Annotated in this window: 11 protein-coding genes; 1 reads left to right on the top strand and 10 read right to left on the bottom strand. The window is 45.9% G+C overall.

Annotated elements, in window-relative coordinates; all coding sequences use genetic code 11:
• Window positions 1–5: 5 nt before the first annotated feature.
• The 9 genes from CHA01nite_RS14960 to CHA01nite_RS14920 form a co-directional block, all read right to left on the bottom strand.
• Window positions 6–170, bottom strand: a complete 165-nt coding sequence (locus CHA01nite_RS14960) for a DUF4260 family protein (protein WP_146942774.1) — start codon at window positions 168–170, stop codon at window positions 6–8.
• Window positions 171–237: 67 nt separating this feature from the next.
• Window positions 238–819 (bottom strand): Crp/Fnr family transcriptional regulator, encoded by a 582-nt coding sequence (locus tag CHA01nite_RS14955; protein ID WP_146942772.1) that lies wholly within the window; start codon window positions 817–819, stop codon window positions 238–240.
• An 84-nt stretch (window positions 820–903) separates the two neighbouring features.
• Window positions 904–2,631, bottom strand: coding sequence for a sodium:solute symporter family transporter (locus CHA01nite_RS14950; RefSeq protein ID WP_146942770.1), 1,728 nt, complete (start codon window positions 2,629–2,631; stop codon window positions 904–906).
• 3 nt (window positions 2,632–2,634) lie between these two features.
• Window positions 2,635–3,795 (bottom strand): aldose epimerase family protein, encoded by a 1,161-nt coding sequence (locus CHA01nite_RS14945; RefSeq protein WP_146942768.1) that lies wholly within the window; start codon window positions 3,793–3,795, stop codon window positions 2,635–2,637.
• A 22-nt stretch (window positions 3,796–3,817) separates the two neighbouring features.
• Window positions 3,818–5,314, bottom strand: coding sequence for an L-arabinose isomerase (araA, locus tag CHA01nite_RS14940; RefSeq protein WP_146942766.1), 1,497 nt, complete (start codon window positions 5,312–5,314; stop codon window positions 3,818–3,820).
• Between the two features lie 93 nt (window positions 5,315–5,407).
• The gene (locus CHA01nite_RS14935) at window positions 5,408–6,106 is read right to left on the bottom strand and encodes an L-ribulose-5-phosphate 4-epimerase (RefSeq protein WP_146942764.1); all 699 of its coding nucleotides are present in this window, start codon (window positions 6,104–6,106) and stop codon (window positions 5,408–5,410) included.
• 17 nt (window positions 6,107–6,123) lie between these two features.
• A complete protein-coding gene (locus CHA01nite_RS14930) occupies window positions 6,124–7,824 on the bottom strand; it encodes a ribulokinase (RefSeq protein WP_146942762.1) in 1,701 nt (566 codons plus the stop codon).
• Between the two features lie 240 nt (window positions 7,825–8,064).
• Window positions 8,065–10,044 carry an alpha-L-arabinofuranosidase family protein gene (locus CHA01nite_RS14925; RefSeq protein ID WP_146942761.1) on the bottom strand — a complete coding sequence of 660 codons (1,980 nt, stop codon included), beginning with the start codon at window positions 10,042–10,044 and terminating at the stop codon, window positions 8,065–8,067.
• A 66-nt stretch (window positions 10,045–10,110) separates the two neighbouring features.
• Window positions 10,111–12,750 carry a glycoside hydrolase family 3 C-terminal domain-containing protein gene (locus CHA01nite_RS14920; RefSeq protein ID WP_146942759.1) on the bottom strand — a complete coding sequence of 880 codons (2,640 nt, stop codon included), beginning with the start codon at window positions 12,748–12,750 and terminating at the stop codon, window positions 10,111–10,113.
• 825 nt (window positions 12,751–13,575) lie between these two features.
• Between CHA01nite_RS14920 and CHA01nite_RS14915 the strand changes: the two genes are divergently transcribed.
• Window positions 13,576–15,294: a S41 family peptidase gene (locus tag CHA01nite_RS14915; RefSeq protein WP_146942757.1), complete on the top strand. Its 1,719-nt coding sequence runs from the start codon at window positions 13,576–13,578 to the stop codon at window positions 15,292–15,294.
• Window positions 15,295–15,471: 177 nt separating this feature from the next.
• On the opposite strand, the gene CHA01nite_RS14910 is transcribed toward CHA01nite_RS14915, so the two are convergent.
• Window positions 15,472–18,195 carry a T9SS type A sorting domain-containing protein gene (locus CHA01nite_RS14910; RefSeq protein WP_146942755.1) on the bottom strand — a complete coding sequence of 908 codons (2,724 nt, stop codon included), beginning with the start codon at window positions 18,193–18,195 and terminating at the stop codon, window positions 15,472–15,474.
• Window positions 18,196–18,334: the final 139 nt, after the last annotated feature.

Here is an 18,334-nt window from a genome sequence, read left to right as displayed (position 1 = left end):
AGCTTCTAAGACCATGCTCCTGCCTCAGGATTGATTAAATAACCGGCCGTTGACAGATCCGGCAACAGAAGACAGGCCGGAAAAAGCCACCAGGAATAGGATAATTGGGTAAAAAGAAAAATAGCGAATAAAAACTGTCCTAATTCTTCGAGCTGCAAAAGATTTTTCATTGTGTTAATCATTCAAAATTAATATTACAAAGGTCTGATAATGCTGAAATCTTTTACTTGACAAATATCAAGAGTTTTGGGACTGCCGTTTTCTTATCCTGCTGAAGGTTTCCGGTGTCATTCCTAAAACAGAAGCGATATACTGCAGCGGAACCTGATGAAATAATTCTTTATTTCGCTCAAAATACTGATTGTACCGTTCTTCTGCTGTCATCGATAAGTGAGAAAAAATCCGGTCTTCCATCATCATAAAACATTTAATGATAAATTGCTTTTCTATCTCGTTCCATTTTGGGAATTCGGTACAAAGTTTTTTATAATCGGATTTGGTAATCGTCAACAGCCTTACATCACTAAAAGCCTGAATCGTCCACCGGTTCTGCTGGTTAAAAAAGAATCCCATTGATTCGGTAACGAAAAAATTTTTAGTAGAAAGCCACTGCGTAATTTCCCTTCCATCTTCCGCCGGTGCGTATACACGCAAAATACCGGACTGCACAAGGCTAAGCCTCGTACAGATCTGGCCGGATTCTGTAAACATTTCGTTTTTCCTTAGAACTTCTTCTGTAAAATAATTTTGAATAATCAACATTTCTTCAGGGCCGAGACTCCCAAAATGTTCGCGTATCAGGGTATCAAAACTTTCCATGATCTTTGAATTGACTTTAAAATTAGACAAAAAAACAGGACACCATCGGCATCCTGTTTTTGTTTTGTTTTATTGATTTTGAAATTACCAGAATCTTACATAAATAGCAGTAAGCAGTAATAAAGTAACTACAATCAGCACCATTGTTCTTGGATCTACCTTGAACATTTTGCTGTCGATAGCAAAAGCTTTCGGGTTAACTTTCGGACCGGCAAGGCTGATCAGGATCATCACGACGATGGTAATGAAGAAAGACCATCCCATATTGATAAGGAATGGGATTTCCGTAATGGTGTGTACCACGCCGTTTTCCAGTTTTTCATAGGTGAATGCCGTATACAGCCAGGTTTCTTTTCCAAAGATGCCGATGGCAAAGCTGTTGAAGAAAATTGCCAATACGAAACCTAAGATGACCCCTACCAAAGCGGCAGTTCCGGTGGTTCTTTTCCAGAACATTCCCAGTAAGAACATGGCAAAAACCCCCGGACTGATAAATCCGGTATATTTCTGGATGAAGGTAAACCCTCCTTCTCCACCAATTCCCAGAACGTCGGTCCAGGTAAAGGCAAGCGCAACCATCATAGCTCCGATAATCACCCATCTTCCGGTTCTTACCATCTGGATTTCGGTAGCATCCGCTTTCAGGTATTTCTTATAGATGTCCAGGGTAAAAATCGTGGAGATACTGTTTACTTTTCCGGCCAGGGAAGCGACGATGGCTGCCGTTAATGCGGCTACTGCCAGACCTTTAAGTCCCGAAGGCAGGAAGGTAAGAATGGCAGAATAGGCTCCGTCTTTCACTCCGCTGAATCCCGGAAGCTGACCTTTGGTGTACAATACATAGGCTGCGATTCCCGGAAGCATTACGATGATTGGCATAAACAGTTTCAGGAATCCGGCAAAAAGAATCCCGGTTCTCGCGGTTTTAAGGTCTGCCCCCAAAGCACGCTGGGTGATGTACTGGTTACAGCCCCAATAATTCAGGTTTACGATCCACTGTCCGGCAAAATACATCGCCAGTCCCGGTAACACCACATATTTCTGTACCTGCAGGTTTTCAGGCATCCCCAAAGTCGTGGTGGTGGTGGTCGGCTTGTCCAGCATCAGCTTAAAATGGCCCGGCGCTTCGTTCATTAACGTATTGAATCCGGCAAACGCATTTCCTACCGCTACACCGTTAATCCGTTGGTCAACGATCTGCAACGCCATATACACGGTAGCAAAACCACCGATAATAAGCACTGCTACCTGGATCACATCGGTATAACCGATCACTTTCATTCCTCCCAGGCCGATCAGCAAAGCCATCAGCAAAAGGACGATCATAATAATATGAAGATGTTCGCCGCCCAGTAAAGTATCAATGGCCAATGCACCGAGATACAGGATGGACGTCAGGTTCACGATAACATACAAAAACAGCCAGAACACCGCCATGATCAGGGAAACCGATTTGTTGTACCGGGTTTCCAGGAACTGCGGCATGGTGTAGATCTTGTTTTTTAGGTAGATCGGGATAAACCATACGGCGATGATAATTAATGCTACGGCGGCAATCCACTCGTAGGCGGCAACGGCCACTCCCACGAAAAAGCCTTCACCACTCATCCCGATAAACTGTTCAGCCGAAATGTTGGAGGCGATCAGACTGGCCCCGATTGCCCACCAGGTCAGTGACCCTTCGGCAAGGAAATAATCTTTACTTCCGGTAGACTCGGATTTTTTCTTTTTATAGATCCAGAGTCCATATCCGGCTACCACCACAAAATAAATGAGGAAAATGATGATATCAATGGTTGCTAGTTGTCCCATACTTTATTTTTTAACTGAGAATTTATACATGGTTTTGGTCTGGTATTTCTGTCCCGGCTTCAGTTCGGTTGTCGGGAACGCCGGCTGGTTCGGAGAATCCGGGTAATGCTGGGTTTCCAGGCAGAATCCGCTTCTTTTTTCGTATTTCCCCCCGGTTTTGGTATCAAATTTTCCGTCCAGGAAATTTCCGGAATAGAACTGAACGCCCGGCTGATCAGTCATAACTTCCATTACCCTTCCGCTTGCCGGATGGTAAACGGTGGCAATGGTTCTCATTCCGTTTCCGTTCAGGATCCAGTTGTGATCGTAACCGCCACCCAGTTTCAGCTGTTCGTCCTGCGCAGTAATATCTTTTCCTATGGCTTTTGCTGCCGTGAAATCAAAGGGAGTTCCTTTCACGCTCTTTTCTTCCCCTACAGGAATTAAGGTGCTGTTTACCGGTAAGAACTTATCGGCATTGATCTGCAGTTCGTGATCCGTAATCAGATTGGAAAAGTTTCCTGAAAGGTTGAAATATGAATGCTGCGTCAGGTTTACGACCGTCGCTTTATCGGTTTCTGCTTCGTAAGAAATTTCCAGCGCATTATCGTCAGTAAGGGTATAGTGAACCGTAGTTGTTAATTTCCCTGGGTAACCTTCTTCACCGTCAGCACTTACATAAGTCAGTTTCAACGTCGGAAGTTTGGCATCCTTTACAGGTTCTGCCGTCCATATTTTGGTATGGAAACCTTCTTTTCCTCCGTGGAGGCTGTTCGGTCCGTCGTTCTTGTCGATATCATACGTTTTGCCTTCGAGGGTGAATTTTGCATTGGCAATCCGGTTTCCGTATCTTCCGATCAGCGCGCCGAAATAGTACGGATTCCCGTTGAAATAATCTTCAGGCTTTGTAAAGCCCAATACCACATCCTGGTATTTCCCATTTTTATCGGGTGCCATAAGCGAAGTGATGATCCCACCGTAGTTGATGATCTCCACCTTCATTCCGTTTTTGTTGGTTAACGTATATTTTTTGATGGAATCCCCCTTTGCAGTGACTCCATAGTCTGAAACCTGTACATTTTCCATGGTATCTGAGTTCGTTTTATTGTTGTTTTCCTTTTTATTGCAGCCGAAAATACATAAAACGGCCAACAAAATGAATAAACTGCCTCCTATTTTTTTCATAATTAATGATATTTTTGAAGAATTAACGGTAATACATTTCATTCCAGCGAAGGGTATTCTTAAACTCACGGATTTTCGTGTCTTCATCGATGACCAGTGATTCGATTCCTGCCATTTCCGCAAACACTTCCAGCTGATCCACCGTCAGGTTTTCACTGTAGCAGGTATGGTGCGCGCCGCCGGCAAGGATCCACGCTTCGGCAGCGGTGTACAGGTCAGGAAGCGGTTTCCAGAGTACCCTTGCTACCGGAAGCTTCGGAAGCGCTTCGGTAATGTCCAGAGATTTTGTTTTGTTGATCAGAAGCCTGAAATGGTTTCCGAAATCCATCAGTGCGGCCACCAAAGAATCGGTATTGCCTCTTGAATTGAAAACCAGTCTCACCGGATCGGCCTTTCCTCCGATGCCCAATGGGTGGATTTCACATGAAGGCTTATCAGCGGCCAGTACCGGATCAACTTCCAGCATGTGGGAGCCTAAAATGGATGGGTTCGAAGGGTCTAAATGATAGGTGTAATCTTCCATGAAGGCATTTCCGCCTTCCATTCCCTGCCCCATGGTTTTCATGGCCCTTACCAGGGCTGCCGTTTTCCAGTCGCCTTCGCCGGCAAAACCGTATCCTTTTTCCATCAGTCGCTGTACGGCGATTCCCGGAAGCTGTTCCATTCCGTGAAGGTCTTCAAAGGTATCGGAAAATCCTTTAAAGTTTCCGTCTTTCAGGAATTTTTCAAGTCCGAGTTCGATCCGGGCAGCCGTTTCCAATGATTTTCTGTTGGCACCACCAGAAAGCAGGGATTCTGCCATCCGGTATGAGGCCTCATACTCTTCGATCAGGGTTTTTACCTCGCCTTGCCCGATGCCGTTGATCACGCTTACCAGATCCCCGATTCCCCAGGTATTGACGGAGAATCCGAATTTGGTTTCCGCTTCCACTTTATCGCCATCGGTAACGGCTACGTATCTCATGTTATCCCCGAAACGCGCGAATTTGGCGCCCTGCCAGTCGTCCCAGCCAGCAGCCACGCGGCTCCAGTCGCCGATCTGTTTCTGTACTCTTTCTTCTGCCCAGTGCCCCACCACGACTTTTCTGTTTTTACGGAGGCGGCTTACCATAAACCCGAATTCACGGTCGCCATGCGCCGCCTGGTTCAGGTTCATAAAATCCATATCCATTGTCGACCACGGAATGTCCTGGTTGAACTGGGTATGAAGGTGCAGCAAAGGTTTCTGCAAAGCTGTCAGTCCGCGGATCCACATTTTGGCTGGTGAAAAGGTATGCATCCAGGTCACCACCCCGATACAATCGGCCGTATGATTGGCGGCGACCAGGGTTTTAAAAATTTCTTCCGTCGTTTTTACGGTTGGCTTTAAAACCACTTTTACAGGGATCTGTGAAGAAGCATTGAACGCTTCCACAATTTTCGCTGAATGTTCGGCAACCTGGGCTAAAGTTTCAGGGCCGTATAAATGCTGGCTTCCGGTGATGAACCAGATTTCTTTCGTATTGAGAGGTGTTAACATAGTTTATAAATGATAATTGATTTTATTGTAAAATGTACTGGTGTACAATGTAAAAAGTATACTGTACGTTTTTACATTGTACCTGCTACAAGATTATTGCCCGTAATAAGCATCCTTGCCGTGCTTCCTTTCGTAATGTTTTTTAATTAAAGAATCCTTTAACCGGAGTGCATTGGGATTGATCTGCCGGGTAAGATAGGCCATTTCAGCGATGGTTTCCAGCACTTTGCTGTTGTACACCGCTTTTTCAGCATTTTTCCCCCAGGTAAATGGGCCATGGTTTCCGATCAGGACCATTTCCACTTCCTGAGGCGAGAGGTTTTTCTCCCTGAAACAGTCGAGGATCTGGATTCCGGTATTGTATTCGTAATTGCCTTCGATCAGGCTGTCATGCATCGGAGGCGCACAAGGAATATCGGAAGTCAGGTGATCCGCGTGGGTGGTCCCGAAAATCGGGATGTCCATCTGCGCCTGTGCCCATGCAACGGAATAGATAGCATGGGTATGGGAAATCCCGCCGATGTTTTCCCAGTTTTTGTAAAGGTACGCATGGGTCTTGGTATCGGAAGACGGTCTCAGTTTGCCTTGAATGACATTGGCATCAAAATCCAGGATTACCATATCCTTCGGCCTCAGATCCGCATATGGCACGCCGCTCGGTTTGATGGCAAAAATGCCTTCCTCGCGGTCGACGGCACTTACGTTGCCAAAGGTGTAGACCACAAGCTTCAAGGCATCAAGCTGCATGTTGGCTTCGTAGCATTCCCGCTGAAGTTCTTTGTATTTTTTCATGTTGTTTGTTTTTGGGATCAAGCCCTGTTAAGGTTTTTAACCTTAACAGGGCTTTTAATTACGCTTTCCGTAAAATCGGCCAGCTGCTGGTACTGCTGCATCAGTTGGGCATACTTATCAACCTGTTCCGGCTGCGGATGGTATTCCGCTTCGAAACCGGAACCCATTTTCCGGCTGGCTTCCTGAACATCAGGATAAACGCCAGCGGCAACGGCTGCATAAATGGCAGCACCCAATGCGGGAGCCTGGTCTGAAGCAGCGACGATGATCGGCATATCCAGCACATTGGCCAGAGTCTGCATGATAAACGGTGATTTTCTGGCAACGCCGCCAATTCCGATCACTTTGTGGATAGGAACGCCTTCTTCCCCGAAACGATCGACGATTTTCTTGGATCCGAAGCAGATGGCATTCACCAGGGCTCTGAAGATATGCGGGGCTTTGGTTCCCAGGGAAAGATGGCTGATGGCCGCCTTCAGTTCCTGGCTGGCATCCGGTGTCCTTCTACCGTTCACCCAGTCCAAGGCTACCGGAATGGCTTCACCGGACGGGATTTTTTCTGCTTCCTGAGTTAGATTTTTAATCAGGTTATTTTCAAATTCTTCTTTAAGCCGGGCTTTCTGTTCCGGTGAAATGATCTCGGAATGGTCCAGCATGTTGTTCACCGGCCACATCAGAATGTCGCGGAACCAGGCCAGGACGTCTCCGAAAGCGGATTGTCCCGCCTCAAGCCCGACCATTCCCGGAATAACGGAACCGTCTACCTGGCCGCAGATGCCTTTTACGGTTTTGTCGCCGATAACCTCATTCGGGGCTACCATGATGTCGCAGGTAGAAGTTCCCATGATCCGGATCAGAGTATTCTCCTCCACTTTGGCGCCTACCGCACCGGAATGCGCATCAAAAGTTCCAACGGCAATGACGGTGGAAGCCGTTAAGCCTAACCGCTGCGCCCACTCTTCATTAAGATGGCCGGCGATTTCGTCAGACGTATAGGTTTTTTCATAGAGCCGGTCCCTCAATTCTCCCAAAGACGGGTCGAGCCGGTTTAGGAAATCTCCGGAAGGCAGGCCGCCCCAGCTTTCATGCCACATGGCTTTATGCCCGGCTGCGCAACGGCTTCTTTTGAAGGTTTTTAAATCTTTATGATCCGACAGCAGGAAGGTGATGTAATCGCAGTGTTCCATCCAGCTGTAGGCCGCCTTTTTCACGTCTTCATCCATCCGGTTGATGTGGAGGATCTTCGCCCAGAACCATTCGGAGGAGTAGATGCCCCCTTCAAACCGGGTGTAATCTTCACCACCCCAGGTTCTGGCGAGGGTATTGATTTCTTCTGCTTCACGGATGGAGGTATGGTCTTTCCACAACACCATCATGGCATTCGGGTTTTCTTCAAAGCCCGGGGTTAAAGAAAGGGCTATTCCCTCCTGATTGACGGGAAGGGGTGATGAACCGGTGGTATCAATACAGATGCTGACAATTTCTTCCGGCTGTACCCTGCTCTCACGGACCACTTCGGTAATGGTTTTTTCCAGCCCTTCGATGTGGTCTGAAGGATGCTGCCGGAACCTGTTTTTTTCCGGACTGCAGAAACGGCCTTCTTTCCAGCGTTGGTAATAGCTTACCGAGGAAGCCAGTTCCGCTCCGTTTTCAGTATCGATGAGCACTGCCCGAACGGAATCGGTCCCGTAATCTAATCCTATAACATATTTTTTCATGAAAGTGAATGCTTGATTTTGATAATCTGTTTTTTAAAATTTGGGCTGAATCTTTTTTAGTTAAGCATAAGAAATCAAACCGGTCATATAGTTAATTAAAGTCTATTCAACGTTTTAATTTCTCAGTGTTATGCTATTCTATTTTCATTTCAGAGATTCAAACAAATATAAGATTCTTTTTAATTAAATGTAATAAACACACTTAATTTTTATTAAATACTGATTATCAATTAAATAAACTTATTTCATCTTTAAAATCACCAAAGAATGTGCAGGAATTTCCATCATCATTTTCCCTTTTTTCAGGCTCAGTGTTTCTTCTTTGGGCTGAATAGGTTCATTTTCAAAGCTGTTCTCGGCGGACAGCTGCGGTGCCGTCAGGGTAATTTTGGTCAATGTGTTGCCAAATTTCATGTTTGCCGGATGGATGGTCACCGATTTGCTTCCGGCATCCGTATTGACTATTTTAATAATGGTCTCCTGAGTTGTTGCATCTTTTACGGCAGTGGCATACAGCTGATCCTGTCCGGTTACCGGTTTTCCATTAGCTGTAATTTTCAGGACTTCCGTTCCTTTGTTGTTGGAAAAGAGTTTCTGAACGTAATAGTTCGGTGTTGCATAGGACGTAAGGTTATTGAACCAGATCAGATCGGGCGTCCACTGCCATCCTTCGGCATGAGCCAGCAGCGGTGCGTAGGAAGTCATATAAACTACATCGGCATTTCTTTCAAGGCCTGTCATGAAAGCCGCTTCGGAAAGAGCGCATTCCCAGTTGTTTTTGTTTTCAGGCTTTACCACACCCACAGACTGGGCAGCGTATTCCCCGGCAAAGACTTTCGGACCGCTGCGGTCGTAAGCATCATACCGCGCTGAATTTTTCCGGAACCATTCCGGAGAGTTGTAGTAGTGCTCGTCCACGATCTGGGCGTTAAGCTTCTTTAGTTCTTTCCAGCCATAATCAAAAAATTCGCCGTCCGGAGACGGTCCGCTTCCGGAAATGATTTTAATCGCGGGATACCTGGAATGAATGGCCTTTTCAAAAACTTTATAGCGTTCGATGTAATCTGCTCCCCACTGTTCGTTTCCAACCCCGATGAATTTCATATTAAAAGGTTGAGGATGCCCCATTTCAGCACGGATTTTCCCCCATTTTGTATCGGAATTGCCGTTGGCGAATTCAATCAGATCCAAAGCATCCTGAACATACGGATCCAAATCTTCCATTTTTACGAGTTCGGCGGTATTAAACTGACAAGCCATTCCACAGCTTAAAATCGGAAGCGGCTCTGCACCTAAATCCTCTGCAAGCTGGAAATATTCAAAGAAACCAAGGCCGAAAGACTGCCAGTAATCGGGCGTGAGACGATGTGCAAATCCGTTGTTCCATTTATTGATCAGGTTTTCCCTGTCTTCTGCTTTACCAATTGTTTTTTTCCACTGGTAACGTTCTGCCAATGTTCTTCCTTCTACAATACAGCCACCCGGAAAACGTAAAAATCCCGGCTGTAAATCATATAATTTCTGCACTAAATCTTTTCTTAATCCCCCTCTTCTTCCTTTCCAGGTATCCTGGGGAAACAGTGAGATCATATCCATATTCACCACGCCTTTCCCGGTAAATGTGATTTGAAGCTTTGCTTTTTCAATCGTTTTGGAAGGAGTGAAAACCGCATTGTATTTTTGCCAGCCACTGCCTTTTATGATGGCAGAAACTGAAGAAACCGCCGTTCCGTTTTCGTCGACAAGACTTATATTGACGGCAGAAATGTTTCCTGAAACGTTTTCCAAATTAAAATTTAAATCATATTTACCACCCTGGTGCAGCCCGATTCCTCTGAATCCCTCGTTTTCCAGCAGATAATTTTTGTCGTTCAAAACCGTAATTCTTGCGTAATTCTTATTAGGTTTGGACTTATCGGTTATGATTGTCAGAAACCCGGAATCCAGGTTCGGAGATAATGTTTTCGTATTGGGCTGCTTCCATCCCGTCAACGGTTCGTCGAACTCAAAGCTGCGGTTTTTGATCAGTTCAGCGTAAAGCCCTCCGTCCGCTGCAAAGTTGATATCCTCGAAGAAAATCCCATACATCGTAGGCTGGATCTTGATTCCGGTAGAAGAACCGTTCAGATCAAGGCTGAAACTCGACTTTTGGGACTGAGCGGAAAAGAAAGCGGCCGTTAGAAAAATAGCGGCGGTTGAGATGATATTTTTTGTTTTCATTAAAGTCTTTTTATCAAGCTAAACCTCATAGGCTTTAAAACCAATGAGATTTGATAAGGTGAATCATTATTTTACTTTGAGCGGAAGGCTTTTTAATCCGGAATTGGCAGAAGTTCCCCCATACAGGATGGTGTAATCGCCGGGTTTGGATACCAGGTCATCCGCTTTTTCGTCATAGAACATGAACGAATCCGGAGACAGGGTCAGCTGAACGGTGGCAGAGGTTTTGGACGGTATGGCGATCCTTTGGAATGCCCGCAGGGTTTTTAGCGGAGCCAGCGGATCATTGTTCCGTCTGACGTAGACCTCAACGGTTTCTTCGCTGCTTCTTCCGGAAGTATTGGTTACGGGAACTGAAACGGTTACGTTTTCATTCGCACCGATCATATTCCTGCTCAATGTGGCATTTCCATAAGAAAAGCTGGCATAGCTAAGCCCATGCCCGAACGGATACAGCGGTGTTTCTTTCATGTAGCGGTAGGTTCTCCCCTGCATATCGTAGTTTTCAAATCCTTCATGCTTGCCGGTTTTAGAAAGGGCATCATCCAGCTGTGCGATGTTTTTATAGAATGTAACCGGAAGCTTTCCGGATGGATTATAATCTCCGAACAGTACATCGGCGACGGCTGTTCCGCCCGATTGTCCGCCGTACCAGGCATTCACTAAGGCGTCGTAATTTTTTTCGTCCTGCTCAAGACCGAGGGCACTCCCGGTACACAAAACGAAGACAACGGGTTTTCCGGTTTTTCTTAATTCAGCTAAAAGTTCGCGCTGAACCTTCGGCAGTTCGATATTGGTTTTATCGCCTCCGCGGAATCCTTCGGCATTCACCAGCATTTCCTCTCCTTCGAGACTTGGGGACAGGCCGCCGGCAAATACGATCACGTCGGCATCTTTTACTTTTTCTTTTACTACTGCAAAATTCACCGGATCTTTGCGGTACACTTCAAATCCGATGTTCACATATTTCCCTTTCTGGCTGTGGCGGAGCTCCACCTGGTACTCTTTCCCTTTCTGCATCTGCACCGGGAATTCCGACGGGTGTCTTGCATCAGGGCCGTGGCGGGTCGCGATTTCCTTTCCGTCGATCAATAAAGTATAAACATCTGATGTAAAAGCAGAGAACACTACTTCGCCGGTATATGTGGCAGTAAATGTTCCTGAAATCCGAGCCGACGTATTTTCGCGGTTAACGCCCGGCGCCAGCTGCGTTCCGCCGAAGCTGTTGTAATTGATTACCGAGTTGTTCACTGAAGTATTCACCGGAGTTCCTTTCCAGTCAGGATTGTTGAAAAATTCCACTTTCATGCCCGGTGTCCCGTTTTTCTTCTGGCTTTTAAAATTTTTAGACAGCGATGTCCTTGCGGAAGGATCTGCAATTTCGCATCCTTTTTCATAAATGATCTCCGTACCGGGAAGCTTGGTTCTGATTCCGTCCAGGATGGTGACGATCGAAGAAGGGGTCCCGTTATAGTTGCCCAGCTGCATAATTCCGTCATCGGCATTAGGTCCCACCACCGCAATTTTCTTCATGTTTTTAGATAAAGGAAGAACGTTTTTCTCATTTTTCATCAGTACGATCGACTTCCGGGCCATTTTCAGTGCCTGCTGCCTGTGTTCTTCCGAATCAACCACCGTGTAGGGGATGCTGTTCCAGCGTACGGACGATTTCGGATCAAGCATGCCTAATTCGAACCAGCCTTTCAGGATCCTTCGCATGGAAGCATCAATGTCTTTTTCGGTGATGAGTCCGCTGGCAAGGGATTTATTAAGGTTGTTGTACGTATCCCCGCATTCAAGATCGGTGGAATGCTTCAGGGCATCGGCGGCCGTGGATTTTTCGTCCGGATGGGTTCCGTGGTATTTTTTCTGGTAGAAATCGGCCAGTGCCCAACAGTCGGACACCACCATTCCGTCGTATTTCCATTTTCCACGCAGGATTTCGCTCACTAAGAAATCATTGGCACAGCAAGGCTGGCCATCGAAAGCGTTATAGGCACACATCACTTCCCTGACATTTCCCTGCTGTACCAAAGCCTTAAATGCAGGAAGATAAGTTTCATAGAGGTCACGGTGCGAAATTTCTGCATTGTAGGAATGGCGGTTCCATTCCGGGCCGCTGTGTACGGCGAAATGTTTGGCACAGGCGTGGGTTTTGAAGTAATCGGGATCGTTACCCTGCAGCCCTTTTACCGCTGCTACACCCAGGCTGGCCGTCAGGAACGGGTCTTCCCCGTAGGTTTCCTGACCCCTTCCCCATCGCGGATCCCTGAAAATGTTGATGTTGGGTGTCCAGAACGTCAGCCCTTCGTAGCGTCCTGTCTTCCCGGCTTCGGTTAAAGACCGGTTGTATTTGGCTCTCGCTTCATCGGAAATCATTTCAAAGGTTCTGAGGTGTTCCGTTACGTCCCAGCTTGCCGCCAGCCCGATGGCCTGCGGAAAAACGGTTGCAGTTCCGGCTCTTGCGACACCGTGCAGCGCTTCGTTCCACCAGCCGTATGCCGGAATGCCAAGCCTTGGAACGGCTTTGGAATTATCCATCATCATTCCTATTTTCTCATCTACCGTTAAGAGGCTGAGGAGGTCTGCGATCCGCTGTTCTACCGGCAGTTTCGTATTTCTGAACTTTTCCGTACCGGCGGTCTGTGCAGGTAATGCAGATGCCGTACTGATGAGGAGGCTGATGCCTAAAGTTATCTTTTTCATATATGAATATTCAATGGTCACCCGTTCGTTATGCTTTTCATCATTTAAAATTCATCAAGGTTTTGTGGTAATCTTTGTGAGAAGCACAAAGATAGGATTCTCTTTTAAATAAATGTGTAATTAACACTTAATTTTTGAGAATAATGTTGATGAACGGATTTTTAAGGATCATCATCTTGATAATCTAGGTTTCGAAACGTCCATGCAGGTTTTCTGACGCAAGGCTTTTATTTGAATCATGCGCAAAACCTAAGGACTATTTAAAAATCAGATCATGACTGAAAGCCAGAATATGAATAAAACCGGCTGATCTTATTAATGGATTACCAGACGGCAAAGTATAAGAATGATTGCTAGGTTAATAAAAGTTCCTTATTCGTAAACAATGCCCTTGCCGATTAACTTACCTGCTCCTTAAGAGCAGTATCGGTGTAGGACGAACGAAAAAAACAACCGAACTCCGGAGGAGTTCGATCTTTTGCAACGGTTGATAAGATGGCACTCCTACAGAGTGCTGTTTCCCATTAAAATTTCCCCCTGCTACACCGATGGTATTCCTATGGAATACTGCTTTTCTAAAGGATCAGGTCTGATGTTTTATGATATATAACAGAAAGCAGACTCGGTTTCTGATTTTTATCTGCTGATTGAGACCTAAACTGAACTTACCATTTAATCTTTATACATGTTGATCTGCTTAAAAGTTCATATTTCACCGCTCCTCTAAATAATAAAAAAAAATGATCGCAGTTTCACAAAATACAGCTAATTTAAGCGCATGAAACTGTCAGCAATATTCATGAATACCAAAAACCAAATCCAACTATGAAATCGCTTGTTCTTATTTCACTTTTTATGGCTTCTGCCCTGTCTGCCCAGTTGACTGCATTTTCCGACCATGAACTATACCAGATGGGAAAGGTATGGGGCGTCATGAAATATTATCATCCTGCCATATCGCAGGGTAAAACAGACTGGGACGGTGTCCTGCTGGAAAGTTTCAAGTCCGGTCCGAAAGAAGGAATCGATGGCCTTGTTAAAAACTGGCTGAGCAAGGCAGACCAACAAAAGTTTGATAAGATCGCCGGGAACAATAATGAATGTGACAGCATTACGCTCCGTAATTTCGACGCTTCATGGATCAAAAAATTAAAGATTTCACCTGAAACCAAGACCCGCTTACTGGATCTGGTGAATAAGCCGGCCGATGTCGGTTCATTTTATTCCAACACGGCTGAAAGCGGTATCTACTTCAGCAGTGCCAATGAGAAAGTTCATGAAAGTTTTTCAAAAGAAGTTAAAATGCTGGATCTTTTCAGGGTCTGGAATGCCATTGAGTACTTTTATCCTTATAAATATCTTCTTGACCATAATTGGGATAATGTCCTTAAAAAATACATTCCCTTATTCAAAAAAATCAATAATGAAAAAGATTACGAATCGGCAGTGATGCAGCTGGCTGCTGAGCTGCAGGATACCCATGTCGGAATTGAAAAGACCTACCAATATGATGTAGTCGGGAAGCTGTCTTCCCCCTTTACTTTTCAGATGATTGAAGATACTGTGCTTATCACCGGACTCAAAGATGAGGCGAAGATGAAAAAAGCCAATCTGGAAGTTGGTGACCTGATTACTAAAATTAACGGTAAATCTATTCTTAAAAATATACAGGAAAAATCAAAGTATTTTGCCTTTTCCAATCCATCCGTCGAACTGCGCGAGGCATACAGTTACCTTTTCAGCGGGGATGAGGAAACCTTTGCCGTAGAAGGAATTCATAAGAACGGGGAAAAGTTCAGGACCACTGTAGAGCGCACAAAGCGTATTTTCGATGAAGAATGGGATAAAGATGGCATCCCGGATCTTCATCTGGTGTACAAAGGAAAAACCTATAACTATTTAACGTACAATGAGAAAGAAAGCCGCCTGAATCCAAGTTTCGCCATAGATGATAAAGTGTATTTCGAATTTGCATCTTTAAAAGGATCGGAGATCCCTGCCCTGATGGAACAGTACAAAAATACAAAAGGGATGGTTTTTGACCTGCGCGGCTACAACGACAATGGTTCCCTGCTTAAAGTGTTTGATTATTTACTCAGCAAGCCTGTGGTCTACGGAATAAAAACCCAGCCCAATTTCAGCCAGCCCGGTAAATTCTGTTTTGTAGACAATATCGTGAATAAAGAGTATAAATTCGCAGGTAAAGACAATCCTGATCCGTATAAAGGACAGGTAGTCGTTCTTATGAATGAACATACCCAAAGTGCGGAGGAAATGTGGGGTATGGTTTTCAAAAAAGTCCCTCACGTAATCTTCGTAGGCAGCCAGACCTCCGGCGCCGATGGTAATAAAACTTCAATAAAGCTGACAGATGGTAACAAGATCATTTTTTCAGGGCTGGGTATTTATTATCCTGACGGAGGGGAAACGCAGCGTATCGGCATAAAACCGGATATCGTGGTGCGTCCTACCGTCGAAAGCACCCGGAATAAAGAAGACCTTCTGCTTTTGAAGGCACTTGAAGTGATTGACGGGAAGAAGTAAATCAGGACATAGCAAATCGGATTTAAATCATCTCTTATCAATTAATCACAACGCTTCATCTGCAGATAAGTAAAAAACCTCACAGGTTTTGAAAACCTGTGAGGTGTGAGTACCAACAAACAAAGCCACCCGAAACGGTGGCTTTGAAGTATAAAAAATAATCCTCGGTTAAAAAAATTACTGCTTGATAAACTTTTTCTGAACGGATTTATTTCCGGATTTGGAAATTTCCACCAGATACACCCCTGCAGGAAGATGCCCGATCTCGATGCGGTTTTTACCGGAACGCAACGGCTGGTCTTTCATAATGAGACTGCCTTTGGCATCAAATACGGAAGCCGTACCGGACGTTTTGAGGTCGATGAAGATTTCATTCTTTGCCGGACTCGGATAAAGGCTTGGTTCATTTTTACCGGCAAGAAGATTTTCTGTAGCTAAAGAGGTAAAACTTAACGGAAGTACCGATACCGTGAAGGTATTTTCTTCAGTGAGATACGCTCTGAAAGGATTGATCACCGGTTCGCTTCCTGCCACTACTTTAGAGAATTGCGGGGTTCCGCTGACCGTCTGTAAGACATAGCTGTTGGCCGGCACTTTAATGGTGTTATAGACGCCGTTCATCTGGTTGACGGTGATGGCTTTCGGTGTAGAAACAGTTCCGGTTCCCTGGAAGGTAACGGTTCCGCTGGCATTTACCAGTACCGGAGTATTGGCCGGAATGGTTCCGTTGGTAATTGCCGTACAGCTGATTCCTGAAGCACCCGGTATCATCTGGTATACGCTTACCCCGGAAGGAATATTTGCCGCGAAAGGCAGGAGCAGTGTTTCAAATCCGTTAAAGGAACGGGTGTAGTAAGCTGCGGTGGCACTGAAAGTAAACGGCACCTGGAAATCTTTCCCCTGGTCTGAAAGAACAAGGTTGGCTGCCGCGGTTCCGGAGATCACATTATTATTGGCAGAGGTTACCGTAGCCGGCACATAATAAATACTGTTTGAATTGGCACTGACCGGCTGCCAGTTATTGGCGGCGGTAGTTCCCGTGGTATTTCTGAAATCAACTGAGGTATAGTACCCGTTTTCCAATGCATCCATCAGGTTGCTGTCGACATCTGAATAAGAGCCTGTAAATTTAGAGGCCACTTCGTTCCCGATATTGAAATAAACGTCACCCAGATTCAGGGTAAGCACCGAGCCGTAGTTGGAATTCCTGAGTCCGAGAATGCCTTTGCACCCATCGGTAAGGACCTGTCTTGAAATATCCAGTGTGATGTCAAAGTTGCCTCCTGCTGGAAAAGTAATTTTTCCGTAGTTGTACGATTTTACCAGGCCCTGGCTGTTGATATAATACAGGGTGGTGTTGTCAGAATAGCTCTGCCCTGCCGTTGTAAAAGTGTTTACATGAAGCACCATTTTGTTGTAGCGGTCGTTCAGCTGGAGGTATCCGTTGGAAGCGGTCATGTTGGTACTCAGCAGCGGACTGGCATTGGAGAATGTTGCCGTGGTATTGCTGATGTTGTAGCCTGTCCCGAAGGCGGAATTGGTCGGCGTCATGGTTTCGATCTTGTTGTAACGGATGTCGCTTCCGGACATCTGGGAAACCGGGCGGTCGCCGCTTTTGTTGAAGACGAAAGTCATCACGCTGGAAGCATTGACCGTCACTCCCGGGCGGAAAGTCTGCGCCATGGTCACCGGTGTAGTGGCCATATTGTTCTGCGCATCGGTCAGAACCTGAGTTCCTGAAGTCGAATAAAACGGAAGATCCACTTTTAAATTATAAGCATTCGTGGAAGGGTTGATCACCATCAGCACGACCTGGTTCCCATCCAGGGAAATATAGGAAGATCCCTGAAGCACACCGGTGTTGTCGCCCCAGGTTGCCGCGATCCGTGTTTTCCCCGTGGTGTACTTGGCATAATGGGAAAGGATATAACCTCTCTTCGTCATTACTCCCGTGGTAGTTCCATTGGTTCCGTCGCCCATCAGCGCATAATACCGTTTGGCTGCGTAATGGATCCAGGCATTGACGTTACCGAGCATGGCATTATTAATGCTGGAAGCAAAATTGAAGGCATCCAGGTTCCAGCTGAAATCGCGCGGCGTTCCTGTAGAAGGGTTCCAGTTGATCAGATATTCCGTCTGCCAGATTTCTTTGCCATAATTCTGGAACTGCTTGTAGGCAGACTGCATCAGGCCGTATTGATGCCCTCCGTATACCTCAAAATTATCCATGGTAGCCTGATTAAGCATCGCATTGGCAAAATTATCGGTCAGGCCCACGCTTTCAGGAGCAATGACTTTACAGTTGATCAGCTGGCCGTAGTCGCGTACGAAATTGGCAATCTGTGCAGGGGTCCAGATGCATCCCTGGTACTGCGCCATCTCATCCGGTTCGTTCTGGATGGAGATATAATCCAGCGTTACCCCATTGCTTTGGAGATACGTCACGAAACTGTTGAGGTAGAGGGCATAATCCTGGTAATTGGCGGTTTTCAGATATCCGATCTGCTGTACGCCATTAGCATCCGTATAGACCGCATTCACACTGTTATTCGTTTTCCAGGCGGCCGGCATGGTCCATGGGCTGGCGAAGATCGTCAGCCCCATCGATTTGGCAAGCTGTGCCGTGGCCAGAACCGAGCTCCAGTTGCTGCTGTCTTCCGGGATGTACAGCCTCATGATGTTGTACCCTCCCTGGCTGCCGGCTCCCCATAAGGTCTGGATTTCCGAAGGGGTCATGTGATTGTACCCGAATTGCGGACTGCACACAAACCCGCCGAAGCCCGTGATTTTCTGATAGGTCGTGTTTTTGTTGATTCTTACCGTAGTAAGCTGCCCGGATGCACTGATGCCTGTGAGTATACAGACGGCAGCCATGGCGATGCGCTGAGCAAGTTTTTTCATAGTCTCATTGTTTAAGGTTAAAGTTTCAGCAAGCCGCTGAAGTGTAATATCTATTTTTAATGTTGTTTTTTGTCATGAAGAAACCTTCCCGACCGTTGAAAAGTCAGGTTCAGATCATGAAATAAATTGGTGGGAATGT

Origin of the sequence: Chryseobacterium hagamense (genome assembly GCF_007991455.1) — a bacterium.
Taxonomy (GTDB): Bacteria; Bacteroidota; Bacteroidia; order Flavobacteriales; family Weeksellaceae; genus Chryseobacterium; species Chryseobacterium hagamense.
This window is presented reverse-complemented; position numbering and strand designations above follow the sequence as displayed.

Bases quoted from the DNA above. Each gene is read 5' to 3' on its own strand.
- CHA01nite_RS14955 (WP_146942772.1), bottom strand. From the start codon at position 819: ATGGAAAGTTTTGATACCCTGATACGCGAACATTTTGGGAGTCTCGGC.
- CHA01nite_RS14910 (WP_146942755.1), bottom strand. From the start codon at position 18,195: ATGAAAAAACTTGCTCAGCGCATCGCCATGGCTGCCGTCTGTATACTC.
- CHA01nite_RS14925 (WP_146942761.1), bottom strand. From the start codon at position 10,044: ATGAAAACAAAAAATATCATCTCAACCGCCGCTATTTTTCTAACGGCC.
- CHA01nite_RS14945 (WP_146942768.1), bottom strand. From the start codon at position 3,795: ATGAAAAAAATAGGAGGCAGTTTATTCATTTTGTTGGCCGTTTTATGT.
- CHA01nite_RS14950 (WP_146942770.1), bottom strand. From the start codon at position 2,631: ATGGGACAACTAGCAACCATTGATATCATCATTTTCCTCATTTATTTT.
- CHA01nite_RS14915 (WP_146942757.1), top strand. From the start codon at position 13,576: ATGAAATCGCTTGTTCTTATTTCACTTTTTATGGCTTCTGCCCTGTCT.
- CHA01nite_RS14935 (WP_146942764.1), bottom strand. From the start codon at position 6,106: ATGAAAAAATACAAAGAACTTCAGCGGGAATGCTACGAAGCCAACATG.
- CHA01nite_RS14920 (WP_146942759.1), bottom strand. From the start codon at position 12,750: ATGAAAAAGATAACTTTAGGCATCAGCCTCCTCATCAGTACGGCATCT.
- CHA01nite_RS14930 (WP_146942762.1), bottom strand. From the start codon at position 7,824: ATGAAAAAATATGTTATAGGATTAGATTACGGGACCGATTCCGTTCGG.
- CHA01nite_RS14960 (WP_146942774.1), bottom strand. From the start codon at position 170: ATGAAAAATCTTTTGCAGCTCGAAGAATTAGGACAGTTTTTATTCGCT.
- araA (WP_146942766.1), bottom strand. From the start codon at position 5,314: ATGTTAACACCTCTCAATACGAAAGAAATCTGGTTCATCACCGGAAGC.